The following is a 21171-nucleotide window of genomic DNA, read 5'->3' as shown; positions in this document are numbered from 1 at the left end:
TTGCGGTCCGAAACCTTATTCCAATGAGGCATCTATGCTTTTGAAAACCATTCTCATCCGGCTGCTCAGTACCTTGGTCACATTGTTCGGCGTCGCCGTTGTTGTGTTCGTACTGGTGCGCGTGGCGCCCGGAAATCCGATCTCGATGATGCTGCCTCCGGGGGCGACGGATCAAGATATCGCAAATCTGACGGCGCTCTACGGGTTTGACAAAAGCCTGCCCGAACAATTTGTGATTTGGATGGGCGGGGTGCTTCACGGTGATTTTGGCACGTCTATTACCTTGCGCCAACCTGTCGCAAATCTCGTCCTTGGGCGACTGCCCGCCACGTTAGAACTCTCCGTGATGGCGCTTATAATTGCCGTATTCCTTGGCGGCTTGGTGGCGATTGTCGGCGCGCGCAAACGTGGATCTGGCGTCGAAACCAGTCTCGATCTGACCAGCGGTGCGGTTCTGTCGATCCCCGACTTTCTGTGGGGGTTGATTTTCGTTCTCCTGTTTGGCGTCCTCTGGCCTGTGCTCTCCATTTCGGGGCGAATTGATCCAAGCATTAACGTCGATTTCACCACAAATTTCTATTTGATTGAGGGCTTGTTGCGTGGGCGTTTTGATGTGGTTGGCTCGACGCTCTCACATATGTTGATGCCCGCGATGTCGTTGGCGCTTCCCTTGGCCGCGATGATCGCACTTCTTCTGAAACAGAACCTCAAGGAAATCCTGCTTCAGGATTACACAACCCTTGCCCGCGTCCGTGGCTTTAGCGAAACCTCGGTGATTCTGCGCGAAGCATTGCGCAATGCGGCCTTGCCAACGATTGCGCTTATCGGAGTGCAATTTACCTTCCTCATTGGCGGCACCGTGATTGTCGAGCGCCTCTTTGCCTACGAAGGTCTTGGCAATATGGCCATCGATGCCGTGATCAATCGCGACCTCCCTTTGGTACAGGGCATCGTGCTTTTATTTGCCGCCCTTTTCACCGTGATCAACCTGTTGGTTGATCTCTCCTACACCCTTTTAAATCCGAGGTTCCGGCATGGCTGATGTCACGACACCAACCGTCCGCGCGTATCGAGCGGATGTAAATTTACGGCTGTGGTTGCCGCTTACATGGATCATGGTTGTTGTGATCGCCGCGCTTTTTGCGCCGCTAATTGCGCCCTTCGATCCTCTCTCTCAAGACCTTATGCTTGAGCGCCTCCCCCCCTTTTTCATGGAGGGATCCGAGGCTGGTCATTGGCTGGGCACGGATAGCCTTGGGCGTGATGTTCTCTCGCGGATCATTTACGGCGCGCGCATCGCCCTTTTCGTAAGCGTCATCGCGGCGACCACGACCTGTATTTTTGGTTCTACTTTGGGCCTGATCGCAGGATATTATGGCGGCTGGCCGGATCGCATAATTTCGCGCCTCGTGGACATTTGGATGGCCTTTCCCCCCGTACTTTTTGCGGTGCTTCTGGTGGCCGTCATCGGTACCGGTCTTGGCTCCGTCATTGCGGCTATCGCCCTTATCGACTGGACACGTTTTGCCCGTGTTATTCGCGCTGAAACCATGGTGCAAGCACAGATGGATTACGTCGACAGCGCTCGCATCGGCGGCGCTCGTCGGGTGGCAACCTTGTTTAGTGAAATCCTGCCCAATGTCCTCCCCTCCATTATAGCCCTGTTGATGCTAGAAATGGGAATTGCCGTGATCGTCGAGGCCATCCTGAGCTTCGTAAATCTCTCAATTTCGTCGGATGACCCAACTTGGGGCAGCATGATCGCCGAAGGCCGTGGCTCAATTCACTTCGCGTGGTGGGTTCTGCTGTTTCCGCTCATCACCCTTTTCTTGTCCGTCCTGAGTTTCTCGACCCTCGGAGAAGGCCTCAAGCAACAATTTGATCCGGTGCTCCAATGACCACAATTTCCCCACACGCCAAAACTTTGGACATCATCAAGCTCAATATTGCCCTGCCAAATGGGCGGCGCCTGTTGCGGGACGTCTCGCTCGACCTAGAACCTGGCGAGGTACGCGCATTGGTCGGCGAAAGCGGTGCGGGTAAGTCGATGATCGGCAAAGCGGTGCTTGGCATATTACCCAATAAGGTCGAAGTGACCGAGGGCGAAATCCTGCTGGAGGGCGCACATTTAAACGCAATGTCCGCCAAAACACGGCGGCAAACCGTGGCGAAAATGTCGGCGTTGATACCCCAAGACCCCCTCACCGCCCTCAACCCTGTGCGCAAAATCGGCCCGCAAATCACCGATACTTTAACGCGCATTCACGGCTGGAGTGCTGATCGTGCCTTGGCGCGGGCCCGCGAGCTTTTGGATCGTGTACATATTCAAGCACCCGAACGCGTCATGGCAAGTTATCCGCATGAACTGTCCGGTGGCATGCGGCAACGCGTTTTGATTGCTGCGGCTTTTGCCCCTTCGCCGCGTTTAATTGTGGCGGATGAACCGACCACCGCGCTCGACGTCACCGTGCAAAAACAAATCCTCAAACTGATCCGCGAACTTCAGCATGAAACGGGAACCGCCGTCCTGTTTGTCACCCATGACATGGGCGTCGTCGCCAAAATCAGCCAGAAAGTGACGGTCTTGTTTGCCGGCCGCGTGATGGAGGATGCAGTAACGCGCGACATTTTTGAAAACCCAAGCCACCCCTATACAAAAGCCTTGATCGAGGCGACGCCCACGACCAAGTCAACCGCGAAGTCTTTTTCCCCTGTGCCCGCCGAATTGATCGCCGAACTTCACAGCGACATTGCCCAGATCGACGCCGCTTACGCCAAGGGAGATCGAGCATGACCCAAACGCAAAACACCGCATTGCTTTCTATTCGCAACCTTCGTTTGTCCTTTCCAGACCGCGCGCATAAACCCCTTCTCGGCCCTGCCCCGCGCATTGAGGTTCTTAAAAACCTAAACCTCGATATTGCCAAGGGAAAGATAACCGGAATCGTCGGGGAATCGGGATCTGGGAAATCCACCTTGGGTCGGATATTTGTCCGTCTTCTGGAGCCCGACTCTGGGCAAGTTATTTTTGACGGTATGGACATCAGTACGTTGGATGAGGTGGCATTGCGCCCTTTGCGTCGCGACCTTCAAATGATTTTTCAGGATCCGATGTCCTCGCTCAATCCACGCCACAAAGTTTGGCGCATTATTGCCCAACCGATGAAGCGGTATGGCCGTGGCGGCACACGCGCCGATGCTTTGGCGGCGCTTAAAAAGGTTGGGCTCACACCAGACTTCGGAAATCGTTACCCGCATGAATTGTCCGGCGGACAGCGCCAGCGGGTTGGTATCGCGCGGGCCATCGCGCTTGAGCCGCGCTTTATCTTGGCCGACGAAATCGTTTCGGGTCTGGATGTCTCCAGCCAAGCCCAGATCCTTACGCTTTTGCGCGATTTGGCACGTGACATGGACCTCACTGTGGCCTTTATTAGTCACGATCTCTCGGTTATTCGCTATTTATGCGACGACGTGATCGTGCTGAATCATGGGGTTATCGTGGACAACGGTCCCGTTGAAACGGTGTTCGAGTCTCCAAAATCTGCCATTACAAAAACGTTGTTGGCTGCAATCCCACTCCCTGAAATTGACGAGGATTGGTGGGAAAATACCGCAGAGCTATAACGAACGAAGCGAGCCTTGCGGATAACAAGGCTCGCTTCGTTGGAAGGCTTTCCGCGATTTAACGCAGTATTTCTTCCAGTGCGATCAACGTACGTTTTACGCCAGAAACGGTGGTAATCGGACCCGGCGACATGCGCAAAGTTTGGCCCCGGCAATCCATATAAATTTGCTGCTCGCGCAGTTTTTGAACCACCTCGGCAGCAACGATATGCTTTGGCAATGACAGCATAAGGCTACCACCGCGCCGATCCGCCTCACGCGGAGTCGCCAATGTCAGGCCAAGCGCTTCAAGCCCTTCAAGGAGCATCGCGCAAAGAGTTTGGTTGTGGGCCACGAACGCCTCGGTATCTTGCTTCATGCGCCATTCAAGCGCGGGAAGACTGGCGATTGCAGAAACGGTTGACGGCGTCCCGTTGTCAAGCCGCCGCGCGTCGGGCGCAAAGGCAAAGGCATCCAGCGCCCAAGAGAACGGGTTGTCTTGGGAAAACCAGCCGCGCAAATCCGGCTCACAGAGCGGCAACAATTTATCATCCACATAAAGGATACCCGCGCCAGGGGTGCCACAGAGCCATTTGAGGCTGGTTGAAATCACGAAATCCACCTGCGGCGCACTCACATCATATGGCAATAGTCCCGCGCCTTGCGTGATATCAACGCCGATTAAGCTGCCCATTTTACGGCCATGTTCGACAAGACGCGGCAGGTCGTTGCGGTGGGAGGTGGTCGAACTAATCCACGTCAAAAGCGCCAGCGCGACATTCTCATCCCATTCGGCGATCAGATCGTCTTCCTCAACCCAATGCGCCCCCTGCCGCAATGGTACTGTTTGCAGGGTGAATCCATAACGCTCTGCCAAGCCGGTCAACAGGAAATGGATCGACGGAAAGCCATCTTCAGCGACGAGGACTTTCTTGCCGATGAGCATTTTCGGCGGCAAAGACCCGATGAAGGTCATCATGGCGGAAGTTACATTTTCAGCGGTGGTCAATGTGCCCTTTGGCGCGCAGATAAGCTCGGCCCAGAGATCAATAAACCTCTGGCGTTTGCCCAGAATTTCGTTCCACTGCCCGTCATTAAACGCTGACCAACTGGCTGAAAATGCAGCGAGTTCTTGGGCCAAATCTGCCTCTTTGTCGGGGTAGTGGCCGATGGAATGGTATAGTAAATAGGCGTCGCCACCGTTAAGTGCGGACATGTTATTTCTCCGTAGAACTGAGTGAGGGGGGATCGCTTACCTTTAGTGGTATCCGCGCTTGTAATACTGCTCGAGCCAACTGGTGAACCGCACCATCGGCCACAGGATCGCGATATAAATCAACGCGGCCAACAACAACGGCGTTGGATTCGCGAAGAGCGCTTGTGCGTCGGTTGCTTGCTTCAACAGGTCGCCCATCGTGACGACCGAAGCCAGAGACGTATCTTTCATAATGGCGACGCAATAGGACGCGAGCGGCGGAATCATCATCCGCAAAGCTTGTGGCAAAATCACCTTGCGCATCATCGAAAAGAAGGAAAGGCCAAGCGCCTCTGAGGCTTCGAACTGGCCCTTTGGAACGGCTTCGATTCCTGCGCGCACAACTTCCGCCGTATAGGCCGCAAGGACCAACGAAAGCGCAATGGTTGCGGCGATGAACGGGGGAAAGACAATCCCTGCAAACGGCAACGCATAATAGACAAGAATCAGAACCACCAAGACGGGAATGGCGCGCATGATGTCGACAAAAAGGACTGCCAGAAGCCGAAAAGGTTTAGGCGCATAAAGACGCACAAGGCAAACCAGCACCCCTAAAATACCGCCACATACGGAGGCCGCGCCACCAAGTAAGAGGGTGTTCACAAGCCCCCGCATCAGAATGGGAAAAGAGCGCCTCATGACGTCGAGGTTGAAGAAAATATCAAAGATTTCCATTTACTGCACTGCTGCCTTTCATGCTGTCTTCAGAGGTTTTGAAGTGGTGTGGGAGCGGTAAATCATACCGCCCCCGCACCATTTTGGGTCAGTCTGCCGACGTGGGAATTGGAAGAGGCGTCAAAGTTAGGCTGTCGGCTGCGGGCGCAACGCCGAACCATTTTTCATAGATCGTCGCCATTGTTCCATCCGTTTTCATCGCGGAAAGCGCATCGTTAAATGCTTCAAGCTTCTCGGAATCCTTGGGCATCATGATCGCAAATTTATCGCCCGTCGCGACTTCAATCGCGATCTCAAGATTGCTTAACTGTGGTTGTGTAAATGCGTAACGCAGGCTCACGATGTCGTTCACAGCGGCGTCAATCCGTCCGTTGCGCAAATCGGTCAGCATATTCGCAGTGCTGTCATAGCTGCCATAGGACGCATAGCCGAGTTCTGCTTCGCGTTCCTTAAGCCAACCTTCGGGGAAAGATGTGGCGATAGAGCCGATCTTCTTTCCAGCTAGATCGTCAAGGCTTGCAATGCCCGCGTCTTTTTTGGTGCCAAATCCAAGCGCACCCGAGAAATAAGGTTGAGTAAATGACTGAGCTTCAAGCCGCTCCTCGGTGATGGTCAGCGATGAAATCACAGCATCTACGCGGCGCGATGCGGTTGCTACAAAAAGCGCCCGAAAATCGAGGCCACTTATCTCAAGGTCAGCGTCAAGGCGGGAGGCAATTTCGGTAACGATGTCAACTTCGAAGCCTTCAAACTCGCCCGCTTCGTTTTTGAATTCCCAAGGGGGGTTTGCGGGGTAGGAGCCGATTTTCAATGTCTCTGCCGCGCTCGCGTTGAGGCCGGAGAAAATGGCCATCATTGCTGCGGCGAAGCCGATAATGTGTCGTGTACTGGAGGTCATGTGATGATCCCTGTTGTTGGGTTAGCGGCGCATTTTTTGGTTCAGCGCTCATCTTTATGATATGCACGTCTCGTATACGAATTCAAACATTTTATTTAAGGTTAAAGTTTTTTTACTGGTTATTTTCAATATTTGCGGTAATCTAGAGACTTAAACAGTATACGGATTAAAGGAGATTTATGCCCGATTTTTCAAAACGCCGTATAAAAGACGTGATTTATGAAGAGTATCTCGGACGCATCCAGCGTGGGGAACTGACACATAAAGACCGACTCGTCGACACAACTGTCGCCGCCGAATTCAATGTGTCGCGGATGCCCGTGCGCGATGCATTTATGAGGCTTGCACATGAGGGATATCTCGCAAGCTCGACACGCGGATTTACCCTGCCCGAACTTAAGCATCGCCAGATTCTGGAGATTTTCGAGCTGCGCAGATTGCTTGAACCCCGCGCCGCCGCGCTCGCAGCCTATGAGTTGACGCAGCAAGACCTGGAAACCATGGAACGCGCCGTTGCCCTGTCGGAAAGCACAATCGAATCGGGAGATATTGCCCAGCTTTTCAATGCCTCAGAGATGATCCGGCGCACGTGGCTCGCAGCGGTTCCTAACATAGAATTACGGGACACCATCCTACGCTATATGGCCCAGATTCAGGCCGTTCGTATGGCAACTCTGCGCGACGCTGTCTCCCAACGCACCCTCGTTACCTTTCACCGCCAGATGCTGACGGCCTTCAGTAGCCGCAATGGTGTCGATGTCGAACTGCTCATTCTACGCTTCGTGCTTGCCGGCGAAGAAAGTTACCTCCGCGCCAGCCAAACGCAAGCATAAGCCACCCCTTAACACCCCGTAAAGGACCCCGCGCATGACCAATCAGACCACAGCCATCCATCGCGATGACGTTGCAATCCGCATCACCGACCTAAACAAATGGTACGGTGATTTTCACGCTCTCACCGACATTAACCTTACCGTGAATCAGGGGGAGAAGATCGTCATTGCGGGCCCATCAGGTTCGGGAAAATCTACACTTATTCGTTGCATCAATCGGCTAGAGGTCCATCAAAAAGGCCAGATTGTCGTGGACGGAGTCGAGTTAACCGCCGACGTCAAGAATATCAGCAAAATTCGGTCCGAAGTTGGTATGTGTTTTCAGAATTTCAACCTTTTCCCGCATATGACCATCCTCGAAAACTGCATTCTCGCGCCAATGTCCGTCCGCGGTCTTTCGCGCAAAGAAGCCGAGGACGTTGCAAGGCACTTCCTTGAGAAAGTTCAGATTAGTGACCAAGCGGCGAAGCACCCCGGACAGCTTTCGGGTGGGCAACAACAACGCGTGGCGATTGCGCGCTCGTTGTGCATGAAGCCGCGTGGGATGCTTTTCGACGAACCAACGTCAGCGCTTGATCCGGAAACGATCAAGGAGGTACTCGACACGATGATCACGCTCGCAGAAGACGGTATGACGATGGTTTGTGTGACCCATGAAATGGGTTTTGCCCGCCAAGTCGCCGACCGTGTGATCTTTATGGATAAAGGGAAAATCGTCGAAGAGAACACGCCAGAAGAGTTCTTTGACAACCCGCAACACGAGCGAACAAAACTCTTCCTCAGCCAGATTTTCGGTCATTGAGGTAAATAGCAAGGGCGGCAGGATGTGCCCGCCGCCCTTGCTCAACTAACGACTATTTCGAGAACAACTCGCGCAGTTTTGGCCCTACTTCGGGGTTTGCCGCCAAAACGGGCTTCCAACCTTCTTCCACCGACATTTCAACAAAAGCAACTGCTTGATCTGCAGGAAGTTCAAACGTTGCAATACCTTCTTCAGTTTGGCGCGCAATATCGGTTGCGGCCAACTCAACAAAGCGCCCTGCCTCAGCTTCAGCGGCGAGCATTTGTTCTTGCAGGAAGGCCGTTTGCTCTTCGCTCAAACTCGCCCACGTTTTTGCGCTAAAATAGACGCCTGTTTCAACTTGGTAGAACCCCGGATCAACGCGAACCTTGGTTTTACCCTGCCAGCCGAGATCAAACACACCCGTCGCAGGCCAAGCATAGCCATCAATCGTGCCGCGCTCCAAAGCGGTATAAACTTCACCCGGTGCGGTTTGCATTGGGTTGATACCCAGACCTTGGAAAAACGCCTGATAGATCGGGACTGAGCGAATCTTTAGACCCTCAAAATCCGTGCTCTCGGGCTCTTCAGATAGGTAAATGTGATAGGGCACGTTTTCTGTAAGACGGCCAAGCCAATGAATACTGGCCTTCTCCATGTGGATTTGATCCAGCAGATCATAGCCGCCATTTGCGCGCAATTCGGACATCGGCAGGTCCGTTAGCGTCATCGCAAGCCCTTCGGGAACGAGGTTGGCGTGGTAAACAGCGGTCGTATTTGCGAGGTCCACGATTCCGTTGCGCAGCGCGTTGCCAATCTCGAACGGCGGCATCGCATCAGGGCCGCCGATAACCTCGATCTGTACGATTCCTGCGCCATTTTCATTCACTCTATCGGCAAATTTCTGGAAGGGATCGTAAAATACCGTACCGGATTGGAAAGCCGAAATCGCGCGCAGCGTGACCTCTTCGGCAAACGAGGCGGTGGTGAAGGCCGTTAAGGCCAGCGCTGAAACCAGCGGAAGGACGCGTAGGGATTGGGTCAAAGTCTGTCTCCTGTTGAATAACTTCCCCACGCTTGCTGCGCGAGTGAAGGTCGAATTAACGCACGAGCGAAGGTAGGAACGTCGTGAGGTCGGGCCACAAGATCATCAGGCCAAGCACGAAGATCTCGATGAGAATGAAGGGAATTGCCGCCTTATAAATCTGCAAAAGCGGCACGGTTTTGACCGCCCCTTGCATCACCATCAGCAACATCCCGAAAGGCGGTGTTAGCAGGCCAAGTTCGATCACCACCAGCATCATCAAACCCAACCAAACAAGGTCAATGCCCGCACTTTGTGCGAGGGGGATAAACAGCGGCATGGTGATCATCATCATCGAAACCTGATCGATAAAGCAGCCCATCAAGAGCAAAATCAACAGCATCGACATGACAAGCGACATTGGCGTTGGATCAACCGCTTGCACCAGCGAAAGCATGCCCGACGTGGCCCCCGAAAACGATAAAATCTGCGAGAATGTCGTGGAGGCGACGATGATAAACAAAATTGAGATCGAGACCTTCGCGGTCTCAACCAAGGCAAGTTGCAACGCGGCCCACGACAGTTTCCCATAGAAAATCGTCGCAAAAAACGCGGCCACGGCACCAAGGGCAGCGGCCTCAGTCGGTGTCGCGATGCCCGAAAGCATACTGCCGATAACAGCCACAAAAATACCGAACAATGGCACCACGTCGCGCAGAAACGGCACATAACGCTCGCGGAAAGTATAGAGTTGCTCGCGGTTTTGGCGGGGCGAGGACGTGGGATCAAATATACCCACAAGGATCACATAAATCAGGAACCCTGCGGCCATCATGAAGCCAGGCACGATGCCACCAATCAACAGTTGGGTGATGGAGATGCCGGACAAGGAGCCTAACATCACGGCCAAAGTCGACGGCGGGATCAACACGGCAATCCCCCCCGTGGCCATCGCTGGTCCAAGGGCAAGCGTGGTTGAGTAGCCGCGTTTCATCATCTCTTGCGACAGCGTGCTTCCGAGCAGCGCGGTATTGGCGATCGACGATCCCGAAAGCGCGGAAAACGCCGTGCCGCCAACGACCGTTACACAAGCGAGCCGCGCAGGCAGGCGGTTCAAAAGGCGTTCAACCGCCTCAATCGCCTTATAGGCAAGCCCGCAATGAAACAGCAGCTCCCCCATCAGAATAAATAGTGGGATCGGCACCAACGAGAACGAACTCACCGAGCCAGAGGCATTGCGCACCAGCTGATCCAGCCCCGCCGTACCACCCAAAAACATCCACGCACCAACGATGTTTGTACCCAAAAACGCGATTGCAACGGGCATCCCAGTGGCAAATAGTGCCGCCAAAATTGCACCCAAAATTGATAATACCAGCCACCAAATCATTGCGTGTACTCCTTAGACGTCAGGCGGAGGGCGAATTCCAACAAGCACATGCCGAGGCACACTAGTATCGGCAACAGCAAATACCATTCAGGGAAAACGAGGTTTTTGAACACCAACGAGCCGCGCTGCCATGTATCAAACGTCACCAAACAGGCGCGCCAGAACAAAAGCCCCATAATCAGAAGCCCTGCGAGATTGGCGATCACCTCCAAGCGGCGCGCCTTGGCAGGAGAGAGGTAGCGCGGCAAAATATCGACTTTAACATGGCCGTGCGCATGTAGCAGCCACGGGGCGCCGAAGAATGTCGACAGCATAAGAAGATACTCTGTGAACTCTGTGATCCAAGCGATGCGCGCCAGTTCAAGATTGCGGATCAAAACATCCGCGCAAACAACAATTGCTATGGCGGCGAACCCGAACGCTGACAGAGCACCCAAACCGCCCATCGCCCTCTTCATCGATTTTTTAATCACGGAGCCTCCCTAAGACTTGCTAAAAGCACAATATGTGCATCGAACAATAATTCAAGCTTAAAGTTATTTTTTGTAATTAAATCGAGGACTGAAGAACCAGCTCTCCGAGAATATTCTTAAATACCCGTCCATTAGATCATATTTACATAGGTAATATAAATGGCGGCTCGCGTCGCCCAACAAGTATATCGTGGCCCTTAGCCGCTTCGGAATATATTTATACATCAAATATAACCAAAAGGAGATCGGAAATAATTATAGTGAGCTTGAAGTCACCGGTGGACAGAGACGAAGACTGGAGCAGATCAGAAAAAACGCTATTCTGACCCTTTCCAATATATTCGTGGTCGTTTTACAACCTTGCGAAGCAGTGCGCCCTTGCAGGCAACGTGGAAATGGCACAGTTCTTGCCAGAGCCAAAAATAAATCTCTCCTGCCCCACTCGAATAAGACACATAGCTTAAAACACAGGACATTTTTCAGAATGAAACACACATTAACCGCTTTATTACTTGGTCTATTCACGGCGTCCGCCGTTGCAGCAGAGAGCGTCAACAGAAGCGATTTATACGCCTCTTGCATCGTATATCAAAACACGAAGTGGAAAGCTGGCTTGAGTGGTACTTTGAATTACCTCACAGCGCCCCAAATCGCGCAATTAGAGCCCTACAGCTTTGAGCTTATTAAGCAAGAATGTGGGTGCACGGTTACGGCTGCTTTCAAATCCCTCTCTGAAGATACAATTGTAGCTTACAATAAATCACTCACTGATAATGGCGACGGGATCACGCTTGGTACTGACGCCGCCGCCAAAGAATTTAAAAAAGCAGGGATGATGGACAAGAAAATCGCATGTACCATGAAGAGTTTAGATTCATCTGGGTATGATCAAGAGTTAAAAGGCCTCTCAAAATAGACGTCGGTTTTAGACTTCAGGTCTGACGAGTTATTCCACCGTCGACACGAGATCCCTTTCTTGGTGCAACCGGAAAGTCCGCCAAGTGGGAGTGGTTTCTCTTTGACTGCGACGGAATAACGGAGATTGCTTCGGGCGAAGCTACTGGTGCGCAGCGCAACGCCCAATCAACGGTATACGCAGCGAAGACAGAGCATTTTATGGAAACGAGACATCGCAGATGAGCGACAAGCCCAAGAGACCCTGAGACCCCAGCAAAGAGAAGGCATGGCTCGCGTTGCCGTGGAGACGCGATGGAAAAAGGGTTGACCGGCATCCGATATTGAAAACTTACGTTCCTCAAAATCATCTCTAGAATCGAACAACGTCTGAATGGGCTGTCGATCGTCATTAAATCCATTATAGGCTTCAACATCCGTATTCAACTGAACGCAATCGCCTACAATTTGCTCGCGTCGTTGAATGAATGCTTTTTGCATATGCTCACGGGGTGCATCTTTCGTCATCGCCCAGAAAGTATACTGCACTCCCCCTTTGCTTACCCGAACCGCATGGTTGACCCGAAATCTGCGGCCTTCAGCCCTGGATACCATTGTTCGAACTTTTGACGAAGGGTGCGATCAAGGACGCGGGTGCGGGTTTGCAACATCAAATGGGCGCCGAGCCTTGACGCTGGCATAGTCGGTTTCTATTTCGTCCAAATCCTCAGCAAGGTCGTCAATGGCAATCTGCCCATCATGTAGGTTTCCGTTCCACAAAAAACCTTTGTGTCGTCGGAGTATCCACACCAGCCGTTCGTCGTCATCGGGGTCTTGTGTGGATGCCCCCAGTTTAGCAAGAAGTTTCCGACGTTTTGGATAACCATTGATTGCGGTCTTGTGTCAGGCCTCTCATTTGCGGCTTTTTACGTGCCGCGGGCCGGTATGGTTTGTTGGCGGATTGGGTCCAATTCTGCTCCGCGGGTTCTAAATACCCAATCCCTATCTGACTTCCATATCCTTCGGTGCCCTCTTCACCTATAAAGGGCGATCATGTGACACCCCTTATTCATTGAGCCAACACAGCGACAGGCGTCTTGTAAGCTTCGCTCGTTGTCAGCATGGCCCAAATTGCCCGAGCCATTTTATTTGCTAATGCGATAGCCGCAATCATTTTGGGTATGCGATCTGGTTTCTCTTGAAGCCAGGGATTACAGCGTTTTCCATGTCGACTGGCCGAGGCCATACAACTAATGACCCATCTTCGTCGTACGTCCAATACGGGCCTTGCCGCCGCTGGAGTTTTACTTTGGTATCAATCCCAACCAGACTGCAAAGTCGCTCCCCTTCGTAAAGCTCTGCATGTCCGGAACAAAAGCCTCAATCACCATGGCCCCTTTTGGGCCATTTCTCGGCATGGTTTGTCAAATGCATGCCGACGGGCTCAACACACAATGGGCTTTGATCTTTGCCGTCAATGCTTTGGCTTTCTCCGAAAGATTGCAAATCTGCGCAAAAAACATGTCCACCATTTCGGTAACAAGGGCTGGAGTATATTCAGTTTCTTCAATCCGCTTGCGAAGTTGGTCGACGTTTTTAAGACCCACCGCAGTCATCATGCCAAACTCGGCCAGATGGCTGCGAAGCACGGCCTCGGTGATAGCTTCACATCATGATCGATTTTCGACAACTCGCGAGCCCAATAGTGAGACGCTCTACAGGCCTCCATAGCGACTAAGCAGGGTTCTAGTGCAGCTGAAGTACATTCTTTGCAAGATCAATGCCGATGATGATATCGTTATTCATGGATGCTTCCTCTCTTTGGTGGTGGCTATAAAACCACCTTGGCACAATGCGATGCCGTTCGTAGAAGGGGCATCCACCCCATCTGTTTCGGCTGGGAGCGAAATCCTACGCTAAGGGTTTTGCCAAATCAGAAAGGCCTGAACCCTTCTGTTGGGAGCGCCGCGCGAAGGGTTTCGACTGGGGTACAGCCAAATTTCTTGCGATAAATTTCAGCAAACCGCCCAAGATGGAAAAAACCAAGTTCGGTTGCGACATCTGTCACCCGCGTCGTCTGTGTAGGATTGGAAAGTTCCTCCCACGCCAATTCAAGTCGCAAATCACGCAGAACCGTCATGGGCGAACGACCGTATCTGTTGCGAAAAGCCCCCTGTAAATTGCGCACGCTTGTCCCCGCAGCGCAGGCAATATCTTCGATCATGATCGGCGCACGCAGGTTTTCGTGCATATAGCTTTCTGCGCTCCGAATGATCCGCGGCATTGGCCCTGTATTACTCGCAACAATGGAGGAAAAATTATGCGATTGAGTTTGCAGCAATCCGACCATCAAGGTCCGTTCCAATTGCTTGCCAAGCAACGTATCGCTTCCCAATAATGCGTCGTCTCCTTCTGACCCCTTCATAATAAAATTCAAAAGACCCAGAAATGCGCGCCCTTCGCCGTTGCGCAGTTTGTTGGCTCCCGCAAATTGCAGCGACGTCCCCGCAGGCAAACCAACCTCGGCGCGAGCGGTCTCTATTAATGCCTTTTTTTCAATTTGGAGCATCACCTGAACGCAGTCTTCACTCCAAATCATAGAGGTCGAAGCTTCGGGGTTGATTACACCGCTAGTACCTCCGCCGATCTCATGCCGGTTTGTTCCATTGTTAATAGAGGCATGGCCGCGAACGGGAAATTGGAACAAGTAGAACCCCTCCAGAGCGCCTGGCGCGATCAGGGTTTTTGCACCATAAGTCATCACATTAATCGACAACGCTTTGCCGCTGATACGGTTGTGCTGCGCCGCAAAGGGCTGCCGCCCTATCGTCTCAAGTCGGTGATCACAATAGACTTCGGCTACCGCAGCGCGGGCTTCGTCGATGTCGTCGCCTTTGAAAAGCACATGATCGCTAAGCGGAAGCGCATCGGCTTTTGTCGCTGATTGAAACAGATCCAAGCTCACCCCTTCCAAATGGTTAATTGAGGCTTAAAGCGATTAAATGCGCAATCCGGATAGTGGTTGCGCTGAAAGGATAGCGCAGCTTTCTCCATTTTGGTCAACTTTTATCATAAAAATGAAACAAGAGGGATCAAAGCATGCGTGGCTTAACAGACAAAGTAGCAATTGTACCCGGCGGTGCGACGAAAATTGGCGTTGCCGTGGTCGAAGCATTTCGATCGCACGGGGTAAAGGTTGTCGTCGCAGATATCGATGCCGCAAACGGGGAAAAGCTGCAGGGCGATGGCGTTAAGTTTGTCAAAGCGGATTTGCGCTCGGACGCTGATCTCACACGGCTAGTCGCAGAAACGAAGGAGGCATTTGGCCGGATCGACTTTCTGGTAAATGTTGCGGCGACATATCTTGATAATGGCGCTGAAAGTACACGGGCCGAATGGCTAGAAGCTTTGGATGTGAACCTTATCGGGTCGGTTATGTTGATGCAGGCCGCCCGCGAAGAGCTGAAGAAAAATAAAGGGGCCATCGTTAATTTTGGATCCATATCCGCCCGCGTGGCCCAGACCGGACGCTGGCTCTACCCTGTATCCAAAGCTGCAATATTGCAGTTGACCCGCAGTCAAGCCATGGACTTGGCCCCTGACGGCATTCGCGTCAACGCGGTCTCTCCAGGCTGGATATGGTCGAACATCATGGACAACCTGTCCGGTGGCAACCGCCCAAAAACCGATAAGGTCGGCGCCGATTTTCACTTACTCCCCCGCGTCGGCGAGCCTGAAGAAGTGGCTGCTGCCATCATGTTTCTATGCTCAGACGAGGCCAGCTTTATCACCGGAACCGACCTGCGCGTCGACGGGGGCTACACCGCTATGGGCCCGGAAGGCGCCGTCGCCGCGATCCCAAGACTCATCGATTAAACCAAATAAAAAACAAAAATAGACCAACGGGAGACACAGAATGAAACGCATTACCATCGTCGGAGGCGGCCAATCAGGCCTTCAATTGGGCATCGGCCTGCTACAAAAAGGCTATGCCGTCAAAGTTATCCAAGACCGCACCCCAGATCAAATCGCGGACGGCCGCGTTATGTCGTCACAATGCCAGTTCAACACCTCACTTCAACACGAGCGCGATCTGGGCCTGCATTTTTGGCAAGACAGTTGCCCTCCGGTCGAGGGCATTGCCTTTGCTGTCGCAAACCCCGACGGGCCGGGCAAAGTGATCGATTGGGGCGCGTGCTTAGATGACCCTGCACAATCCATCGATCAACGCGTCAAGATTCCACGCTGGCTGGCGGAATTTGAACGCCTTGGCGGCAAACTGGACATCACCCTGGCCGATATCCCGACGCTTGAAGCAGAGGCAAAGTCGAGTGATCTGGTGATCGTCGCGTCAGGAAAAGGCGATATCAGCAAACTGTTTGAACGGGATGCGGAGCGCTCGCCTTTTGATGCGCCACAACGTGCCTTGGCCCTAACATATGTACACGGCATGACGCCCCGCGAGGAATTTTCCGCAGTAAACTTCAACTTGATTCCGGGTGTGGGCGAATATTTTGTATTCCCAGCTTTGACGAAATCTGGCCCCTGTGAAATCATGGTGTTCGAAGGGGTTCCAAATGGCCCGATGGATTGCTGGCGTGATGTAAAAACCCCCAGCGAACATCTCGCAAAATCCCAAGAAATCCTGCAGACATTCCTGCCTTGGGAAGCGGACCGCTGCCGTAATGTTGAGCTGACAGATGATGGCGGAATCCTTGCAGGGCGGTTCCCACCAACGGTGCGCAAGCCAATCGGCACCTTACCTTCTGGTGCAAAAGTCTTAGGGCTCGGCGATGCGGTGTGCTTGAATGATCCGATCACAGGTCAAGGCGCGAACAACTCTTCAAAGGCGGCGATGGTTTATCTTGATGCCATTTTGCAGCACGGCGATCAGCCCTTTGACGAAATCTGGATGACCGCAACTTTCGAGCGTTTTTGGGACTATGCTCAATGGGTTGTGCGCTGGACCAACATGATGCTTCTACCGCCGCCCGCCTTCGTGTTGGATATTATGGGGTCTGCACAGGTATTGCCTGGTTTGGCAGGTCGCATCGCCAATGGGTTTGACGATCCGCGCGATTTCTTCCCGTGGTTCGCGGATCCAACCGCCGCTGAGGACTATCTCATCAGCCTTCAGGCTGCATAGGATGTCCATCGATATTCAAACATTTCGCGAGACCATGGGCCTGTTTCCCGGCGCTGTAACGTTGATCACAACGGGGCAGACAACCTTGCGGCGCGGCATCACTGCGACGGCTGTCTGTTCTGTCTCGGACAGCCCGCCGAGCCTTTTGGTTTGCGTCAATCGGAAAACTGGAACCTGTCTTGAAATCGCCCGATCAGGGCAATTTTCAGTGCAGCTTCTGGGGCAAGATCACGCCGATGTCGCTATGGCGTTTGCGGGCGCAAAAGGCCTCAGTGGCGTGGACAAGTTTGAGACTGGAGACTGGGCCAGTTGCCCCGCTGGGCAACCGCGTTTAACAGGCGCTTTGGCAAGCATATCTTGCCAAGTAATCGCTACCACAGAGGCCGGTAGCCACTCAGTTTTCATCGGCCAGATTGAAGACGTAGTCGTCGCTGAAGGTGAGGCGCTAATCTATGCCCAATCGAAGTTCCAACGTCTTGCTATGGCGAGCTAAACATCTTGCTGTATCCAAAGAAGGGCCCCTAATTTCGGGGCCCTTCCCATCGAGGCTTCAACAAAAACCTTACACGACTACCTTTGCTCGGTTTGCTGCCATAAAGTATGCGACAGAACCGGCTCAAGTTTGTTTCCACTGACACTGCCCCCACACGTTATCATCCCTCATCCGATCACAAGCCCGGGAAATACCGCGACAAGCGTAAGGACAATCAGCATCACCCCTACGTAGGGAAGCGCGCCTGCAAAGATTGATTCCAGCGTTGTACTGTCGTCGGCGAGGGTCGAATGCACCGTGAAAATGGAAATCCCAAACGGAGGTGTTAACAGGCCCACCTCAACAGCGATGACTGTGATGATACCAAATTGGATCAGATCAAAGCCGAGATTTTGCGCAATAGGAGCGGCGATTGGCACAACGATCAACAGGATCGAACTGCTGTCCAAGATCATCCCCAGTAGCAAAACAATGACCACATAGACGATCAAAAAACCGACGGAACCAAACCCACTGGTTTGCACGAAATTTCCGATGGCAGACGGAATTCCCGCAACCGCTAGCATTTGACTATAGAAGCTTGCCGCGACAAGCAGCGCTAGAATGCCGACCGAAATCGATCCGGTCTGGGTCAACACGTCCCACCATTTACGCAGGTTGAGGCTGCGGCGCATCAAAGCGACAATCAGCGCCGCGAAAGCGCCCACGCCCCCAGCTTCGGTCGGGGTGAAAAATCCGCTATATAGCCCGCCCAATACGAACAAAACCAACACACAAATCGGCGCCAGCTTTCGCAAAATTTCGGGCACGGGCATCGCAGGAGGGAATGGGAGAGCTTTCTTTTTGTGCGTAAGATACTCTTGCGTAAATACTAGGCTGGGCGCGAATTTGGACACCAGCAAAATCCACAATACAAAGCCCCCAGCCAGAAGCGCACCGGGAAGCAACCCTGCGATGAACATACGGCCAATGGATTGTTCGGCCAGCACACCATAGATAATCAACAGCAGGCTGGGCGGGATCAACATGCCCAAAACCGAGCTTCCTGCGACGGTGCCCGCCGAAAACGAAGGGCGATAGCCGTGGCGCGTCATTTCGGGCACGGCAACTTTGGTGAACACAGCGGCTGACGCGATGGAAACCCCCGTGACAGCTGCAAAAATCGTATTGGCGGCAACCGTGGCAATGCCCAAACCGCCCAGAAGGCGTCGCAACAAGGTCTCGGCCACGTCAAACGTGTCTTTTCCCACGTTCGAGATGCTGACAAGGTGCCCCATCAGGACAAAGAGGGGGATCGTGGCAAACAGGTAATTCGCCACACCATTATACGCGGCCATCGACATCAAGCGCATCGACAGATCGAAATTACCGCGGATAATCCAGACCCCCGCAAACGCAACAGCCATCAGGGCGACGGCAATCCGCATTCCCATCAGGACCAGTGTAAACAAGACGCCGATCAGGATCAGGCCTATGGAAATACTACTCATCTCAGTGACCCTTTTCGGATTTTATTTGCATCGCGCTTTCGATGGCGACGGTAACAAAGGCAAAGCTTGTCGCGCCTGACCCCAGCACCACAAGCAGGTGGAACGGCAGAGTTGGCAGGGTCCAGACACCGCGCACGCCAAAGAACTCGGAGGTTGCCCAAGCTTCATGGGTGTCCGGCCAAGCCGCGATCGCCACCAGCGCAAAGAGCACGGCCCCGACCAACGCGAAAACCGTATCTAAAAAGTACACCGAACGGCGGGAGTAGCGTCGCAACCCGCGCAACAGGAAGTCAGCGCGGATCAACGTCCCGTTCAAGGCGGCGGCTGGTAACATCAGAAAAACAATCGCAACCACGCTACGTGCGGCGATTTCTGGGACACCGGTAATCGGCAATCCCAGAAAATTGCGGCCGAACACGTCGGCCACAATCATGAGCATAATGGCAAATATCCATACGGTTCCAATCGCCGCAACAGCGTTTAGAGCAACCTGCAGCCCCCGTTTATACGGGTTTGATTTTAGGTCCATAACCCCATCTTGTTGCATGTCGTTCCCCATTCAGCGGCTTAAAATCGTATGGTTTTGCGTTGCTTGTCTTGGCCTAGATTTCGGCGGACCAATCACGCGCTGGGGTGATCCCGCGCGCCTTGAGTTCGTCGAAATATGCTTTCATCACGACGGCAGCCGCCGGACCGTTTGCATCCAGCCAAGGTTTGGCAACATTAGGCAACGTTGCAGCCCATTTCTCACGCTCGACCTGTTCCATTTCCGAAACCTGAAGGCCCGCGGCGACCATTTCTGTCATCGCACTGGTCGAACGCTCGGTCACATAGTCGCCGTGACTGCGGGACGTAATGCGGCCAGCTTCGCGGAGCGCGGTTTGCACTTCGGCAGGCAAACCATCATGGAACTGCTTATTTACCGCGATCCCGCCAAAGTACATCGACCCAAATCCGACGCGTGTCAAATGCGGAGCCACTTCATACACGCGGGTTGGCTGAATGCCGCTGGCAAAGGACAACGTCCCTTCGGACACGCCTGTTTGGATATCCGTGTAATAAGTTGTTAGTGCGCCGTTAACTGGTGTGCAGCCCGTGTTTGCCAGCCAATTGGCAGACGTTCCAGGCGCGTTTAGGCGGCGATTTTTCACGTCGTCAACAGACGCGATCGGGAAGTTCGAATAGATGTCATAGCTATCGGTTACCAGCGAAGATAGGTGCACCATGTTTTGATCGGTCCAGCCAGCCCGAAGCTCCGGAAGCTCATCCGTCAGCTTGTCAAAAATATCGATGACAACATTGTGGTCGGCGTTTGCGAAGGGTGTGAAATAGGTGACGTTCTGCAAAGGCATTGCCGATCCTTCCCAAACCGTACCGACCATGCCGATATCAACGATCCCATCGCGCACAGCGGAGCGGGTATCTTTGAATTTGTAAAGTGTGCCACCGTAATTTTCGTTCCAGTTGACTGTGTAATTGCCCCCAGCGTCGGCCAGCAAACGTTCTAGTTCAGGCTGCAATGCGTTTTGCATCGCATAGACCCAGATGTTGTTCGTCGGATGGCTAGAGCCGATCTGGATGTTGATGGTTTCCGCCGCGATCAGACGGGTGTTCAAGAATGGCAACGCAAGCGTAGCCGAAGATGCAGCCAAAAAGGCTCGGCGAGTTGATTTCATGGTTTCCTCCCTTAGAAATCCCGCGTCCTGCGCGGTCAGTATTGGTCGTGTTAAACACTCAAGCGGCGGGTTCTTTGGCCTCGCCAGTCAGAGCGGTGGTGAAATTGGCGAAGAATTCGCCGGTAAGTTTCTGGGCTGTAGCCTTGATCAATCGGTTCCCCAAGGCGGCGAGTTTCCCCCCGATTGCAACGTCTGCGGTATAATCCAGCACGGTACCATCGCCCTCTGGTGTCAGCGTCATACGCGCCGCACCCTTGGCAAAGCCCGCGATCCCGCCAGAGCCCTTGCCAGACAATGTGCAGGACTTGCCGGGGTCAATGTCGCTCAACTCAACATCGCCTTTGAAGCGCGCGGAGACGGGCCCGATCTTTAACTTAACCACGGCGGAGAAGCTCGTGTCGCTGGTCTGCTCCAAGCTTTCACAGCCAGGGATCGCCCGCTCCAAAACATCGCGATCAAAGAGCGCCGTCCACACTTGATCAGGGGTTGCGCTAAGGGGTTGGGTGCCTTGAAGTTCCATCGTTATTGTCCTTTAATTGA

General features: G+C 53.2%; 23 protein-coding genes. 10 read left to right on the top strand and 13 right to left on the bottom strand.

What is annotated here, in order from left to right; genetic code table 11:
• Positions 1-34 precede the first annotated feature (34 nt).
• Genes AB9F26_RS18585 through AB9F26_RS18570 form a run of 4 tightly spaced genes read left to right on the top strand, consistent with a single transcriptional unit; the run spans position 35 to position 3624 of the window.
• Entirely contained in the window at positions 35-1042 is a 1008-nt protein-coding gene (locus AB9F26_RS18585; RefSeq protein ID WP_369768699.1) for an ABC transporter permease, read from the top strand.
• Positions 1035-1898 (top strand): ABC transporter permease, encoded by an 864-nt coding sequence (locus tag AB9F26_RS18580; protein ID WP_369768698.1) that lies wholly within the window; start codon positions 1035-1037, stop codon positions 1896-1898. Before AB9F26_RS18585 ends, AB9F26_RS18580 begins: the two co-directional genes overlap by 8 nt.
• On the top strand, positions 1895-2794 hold the full coding sequence (locus AB9F26_RS18575) for an ATP-binding cassette domain-containing protein (protein WP_039003100.1): 900 nt from the start codon (positions 1895-1897) through the stop codon (positions 2792-2794). Before AB9F26_RS18580 ends, AB9F26_RS18575 begins: the two co-directional genes overlap by 4 nt.
• Positions 2791-3624 carry a dipeptide/oligopeptide/nickel ABC transporter ATP-binding protein gene (locus AB9F26_RS18570; RefSeq protein WP_335585224.1) on the top strand — a complete coding sequence of 278 codons (834 nt, stop codon included), beginning with the start codon at positions 2791-2793 and terminating at the stop codon, positions 3622-3624. The genes AB9F26_RS18575 and AB9F26_RS18570 overlap by 4 nt, the downstream gene beginning before the upstream one ends.
• A gap of 58 nt (positions 3625-3682) precedes the next feature.
• Here the strand turns inward: AB9F26_RS18570 and AB9F26_RS18565 are convergent, their stop codons facing one another.
• The 3 genes from AB9F26_RS18565 to AB9F26_RS18555 all read right to left on the bottom strand — a co-directional run bounded on the left by AB9F26_RS18565 (position 3683) and on the right by AB9F26_RS18555 (position 6431).
• Positions 3683-4819, bottom strand: a complete 1137-nt coding sequence (locus tag AB9F26_RS18565) for an aminotransferase class V-fold PLP-dependent enzyme (RefSeq protein WP_369768697.1) — start codon at positions 4817-4819, stop codon at positions 3683-3685.
• Positions 4820-4861: 42 nt separating this feature from the next.
• Positions 4862-5533 (bottom strand): amino acid ABC transporter permease, encoded by a 672-nt coding sequence (locus AB9F26_RS18560; RefSeq protein WP_335585222.1) that lies wholly within the window; start codon positions 5531-5533, stop codon positions 4862-4864.
• An 88-nt stretch (positions 5534-5621) separates the two neighbouring features.
• Positions 5622-6431 (bottom strand): substrate-binding periplasmic protein, encoded by an 810-nt coding sequence (locus tag AB9F26_RS18555; protein ID WP_369768696.1) that lies wholly within the window; start codon positions 6429-6431, stop codon positions 5622-5624.
• Positions 6432-6610: 179 nt separating this feature from the next.
• On the opposite strand from AB9F26_RS18555, the gene AB9F26_RS18550 reads away from it, so the two are divergent.
• On the top strand, positions 6611-7264 hold the full coding sequence (locus AB9F26_RS18550) for a GntR family transcriptional regulator (protein WP_369768695.1): 654 nt from the start codon (positions 6611-6613) through the stop codon (positions 7262-7264).
• Positions 7265-7298: 34 nt separating this feature from the next.
• The gene (locus tag AB9F26_RS18545) at positions 7299-8066 is read left to right on the top strand and encodes an amino acid ABC transporter ATP-binding protein (RefSeq protein WP_369768694.1); all 768 of its coding nucleotides are present in this window, start codon (positions 7299-7301) and stop codon (positions 8064-8066) included.
• A gap of 52 nt (positions 8067-8118) precedes the next feature.
• Here the strand turns inward: AB9F26_RS18545 and dctP are convergent, their stop codons facing one another.
• Genes dctP through AB9F26_RS18530 form a run of 3 tightly spaced genes read right to left on the bottom strand, consistent with a single transcriptional unit; the run spans position 8119 to position 10932 of the window.
• Positions 8119-9090, bottom strand: coding sequence for a TRAP transporter substrate-binding protein DctP (gene dctP, locus AB9F26_RS18540; protein ID WP_335585218.1), 972 nt, complete (start codon positions 9088-9090; stop codon positions 8119-8121).
• Between the two features lie 55 nt (positions 9091-9145).
• Positions 9146-10459 (bottom strand): TRAP transporter large permease subunit, encoded by a 1314-nt coding sequence (locus AB9F26_RS18535; RefSeq protein WP_369768693.1) that lies wholly within the window; start codon positions 10457-10459, stop codon positions 9146-9148.
• Positions 10456-10932 carry a TRAP transporter small permease subunit gene (locus AB9F26_RS18530; protein WP_335585216.1) on the bottom strand — a complete coding sequence of 159 codons (477 nt, stop codon included), beginning with the start codon at positions 10930-10932 and terminating at the stop codon, positions 10456-10458. The genes AB9F26_RS18535 and AB9F26_RS18530 overlap by 4 nt, the downstream gene beginning before the upstream one ends.
• A gap of 484 nt (positions 10933-11416) precedes the next feature.
• Between AB9F26_RS18530 and AB9F26_RS18525 the strand changes: the two genes are divergently transcribed.
• Entirely contained in the window at positions 11417-11848 is a 432-nt protein-coding gene (locus AB9F26_RS18525; RefSeq protein ID WP_369768692.1) for a hypothetical protein, read from the top strand.
• 1282 nt (positions 11849-13130) lie between these two features.
• Here the strand turns inward: AB9F26_RS18525 and AB9F26_RS18520 are convergent.
• The 3 genes from AB9F26_RS18520 to AB9F26_RS18510 form a co-directional block, all read right to left on the bottom strand.
• Positions 13131-13217, bottom strand: coding sequence for a hypothetical protein (locus AB9F26_RS18520; RefSeq protein WP_369768732.1), 87 nt, complete (start codon positions 13215-13217; stop codon positions 13131-13133).
• A 33-nt stretch (positions 13218-13250) separates the two neighbouring features.
• Positions 13251-13445, bottom strand: coding sequence for a hypothetical protein (locus AB9F26_RS18515; protein ID WP_369768691.1), 195 nt, complete (start codon positions 13443-13445; stop codon positions 13251-13253).
• Positions 13446-13759: 314 nt separating this feature from the next.
• Positions 13760-14785 carry an AraC family transcriptional regulator gene (locus AB9F26_RS18510; protein WP_369768690.1) on the bottom strand — a complete coding sequence of 342 codons (1026 nt, stop codon included), beginning with the start codon at positions 14783-14785 and terminating at the stop codon, positions 13760-13762.
• Positions 14786-14925: 140 nt separating this feature from the next.
• Between AB9F26_RS18510 and AB9F26_RS18505 the strand changes: the two genes are divergently transcribed.
• The 3 genes from AB9F26_RS18505 to AB9F26_RS18495 are packed head-to-tail and all read left to right on the top strand — an operon-like array spanning position 14926 to position 17465.
• Positions 14926-15702, top strand: a complete 777-nt coding sequence (locus AB9F26_RS18505) for an SDR family oxidoreductase (protein ID WP_369768689.1) — start codon at positions 14926-14928, stop codon at positions 15700-15702.
• Between the two features lie 40 nt (positions 15703-15742).
• Positions 15743-16972, top strand: coding sequence for a styrene monooxygenase/indole monooxygenase family protein (locus AB9F26_RS18500; RefSeq protein WP_369768688.1), 1230 nt, complete (start codon positions 15743-15745; stop codon positions 16970-16972).
• 1 nt (position 16973) lies between these two features.
• Entirely contained in the window at positions 16974-17465 is a 492-nt protein-coding gene (locus tag AB9F26_RS18495) for a flavin reductase family protein (RefSeq protein WP_369768687.1), read from the top strand.
• A gap of 167 nt (positions 17466-17632) precedes the next feature.
• On the opposite strand, the gene AB9F26_RS18490 is transcribed toward AB9F26_RS18495, so the two are convergent.
• The 4 genes from AB9F26_RS18490 to AB9F26_RS18475 are packed head-to-tail and all read right to left on the bottom strand — an operon-like array spanning position 17633 to position 21151.
• Positions 17633-18955, bottom strand: a complete 1323-nt coding sequence (locus AB9F26_RS18490; protein ID WP_039001133.1) for a TRAP transporter large permease — start codon at positions 18953-18955, stop codon at positions 17633-17635.
• 1 nt (position 18956) lies between these two features.
• A complete protein-coding gene (locus AB9F26_RS18485) occupies positions 18957-19502 on the bottom strand; it encodes a TRAP transporter small permease (RefSeq protein WP_335585208.1) in 546 nt (181 codons plus the stop codon).
• Between the two features lie 55 nt (positions 19503-19557).
• Positions 19558-20631, bottom strand: coding sequence for a C4-dicarboxylate TRAP transporter substrate-binding protein (locus tag AB9F26_RS18480; RefSeq protein WP_039001135.1), 1074 nt, complete (start codon positions 20629-20631; stop codon positions 19558-19560).
• Positions 20632-20689: 58 nt separating this feature from the next.
• Positions 20690-21151, bottom strand: a complete 462-nt coding sequence (locus AB9F26_RS18475) for a CoxG family protein (protein WP_369768686.1) — start codon at positions 21149-21151, stop codon at positions 20690-20692.
• Positions 21152-21171 lie beyond the last annotated feature (20 nt).

The sequence above is a fragment of the Falsihalocynthiibacter sp. BN13B15 genome, assembly GCF_041205415.1.
Classification (GTDB): Bacteria; Pseudomonadota; Alphaproteobacteria; order Rhodobacterales; family Rhodobacteraceae; genus Falsihalocynthiibacter; species Falsihalocynthiibacter arcticus.
This window is presented reverse-complemented; position numbering and strand designations above follow the sequence as displayed.

Coding starts and splice junctions, on each gene's coding strand:
- AB9F26_RS18500 (WP_369768688.1), top strand. CDS start 15,743: ATGAAACGCATTACCATCGTCGGAGGCGGCCAATCAGGCCTTCAATTG.
- AB9F26_RS18550 (WP_369768695.1), top strand. CDS start 6,611: ATGCCCGATTTTTCAAAACGCCGTATAAAAGACGTGATTTATGAAGAG.
- AB9F26_RS18495 (WP_369768687.1), top strand. CDS start 16,974: ATGTCCATCGATATTCAAACATTTCGCGAGACCATGGGCCTGTTTCCC.
- AB9F26_RS18515 (WP_369768691.1), bottom strand. CDS start 13,445: ATGATGACTGCGGTGGGTCTTAAAAACGTCGACCAACTTCGCAAGCGG.
- AB9F26_RS18535 (WP_369768693.1), bottom strand. CDS start 10,459: ATGATTTGGTGGCTGGTATTATCAATTTTGGGTGCAATTTTGGCGGCA.
- AB9F26_RS18580 (WP_369768698.1), top strand. CDS start 1,035: ATGGCTGATGTCACGACACCAACCGTCCGCGCGTATCGAGCGGATGTA.
- AB9F26_RS18570 (WP_335585224.1), top strand. CDS start 2,791: ATGACCCAAACGCAAAACACCGCATTGCTTTCTATTCGCAACCTTCGT.
- AB9F26_RS18475 (WP_369768686.1), bottom strand. CDS start 21,151: ATGGAACTTCAAGGCACCCAACCCCTTAGCGCAACCCCTGATCAAGTG.
- AB9F26_RS18545 (WP_369768694.1), top strand. CDS start 7,299: ATGACCAATCAGACCACAGCCATCCATCGCGATGACGTTGCAATCCGC.
- AB9F26_RS18505 (WP_369768689.1), top strand. CDS start 14,926: ATGCGTGGCTTAACAGACAAAGTAGCAATTGTACCCGGCGGTGCGACG.
- AB9F26_RS18520 (WP_369768732.1), bottom strand. CDS start 13,217: ATGGTGATTGAGGCTTTTGTTCCGGACATGCAGAGCTTTACGAAGGGG.
- AB9F26_RS18585 (WP_369768699.1), top strand. CDS start 35: ATGCTTTTGAAAACCATTCTCATCCGGCTGCTCAGTACCTTGGTCACA.
- AB9F26_RS18565 (WP_369768697.1), bottom strand. CDS start 4,819: ATGTCCGCACTTAACGGTGGCGACGCCTATTTACTATACCATTCCATC.
- AB9F26_RS18490 (WP_039001133.1), bottom strand. CDS start 18,955: ATGAGTAGTATTTCCATAGGCCTGATCCTGATCGGCGTCTTGTTTACA.
- AB9F26_RS18480 (WP_039001135.1), bottom strand. CDS start 20,631: ATGAAATCAACTCGCCGAGCCTTTTTGGCTGCATCTTCGGCTACGCTT.
- AB9F26_RS18575 (WP_039003100.1), top strand. CDS start 1,895: ATGACCACAATTTCCCCACACGCCAAAACTTTGGACATCATCAAGCTC.
- AB9F26_RS18560 (WP_335585222.1), bottom strand. CDS start 5,533: ATGGAAATCTTTGATATTTTCTTCAACCTCGACGTCATGAGGCGCTCT.
- AB9F26_RS18525 (WP_369768692.1), top strand. CDS start 11,417: ATGAAACACACATTAACCGCTTTATTACTTGGTCTATTCACGGCGTCC.
- AB9F26_RS18555 (WP_369768696.1), bottom strand. CDS start 6,431: ATGACCTCCAGTACACGACACATTATCGGCTTCGCCGCAGCAATGATG.
- AB9F26_RS18485 (WP_335585208.1), bottom strand. CDS start 19,502: ATGCAACAAGATGGGGTTATGGACCTAAAATCAAACCCGTATAAACGG.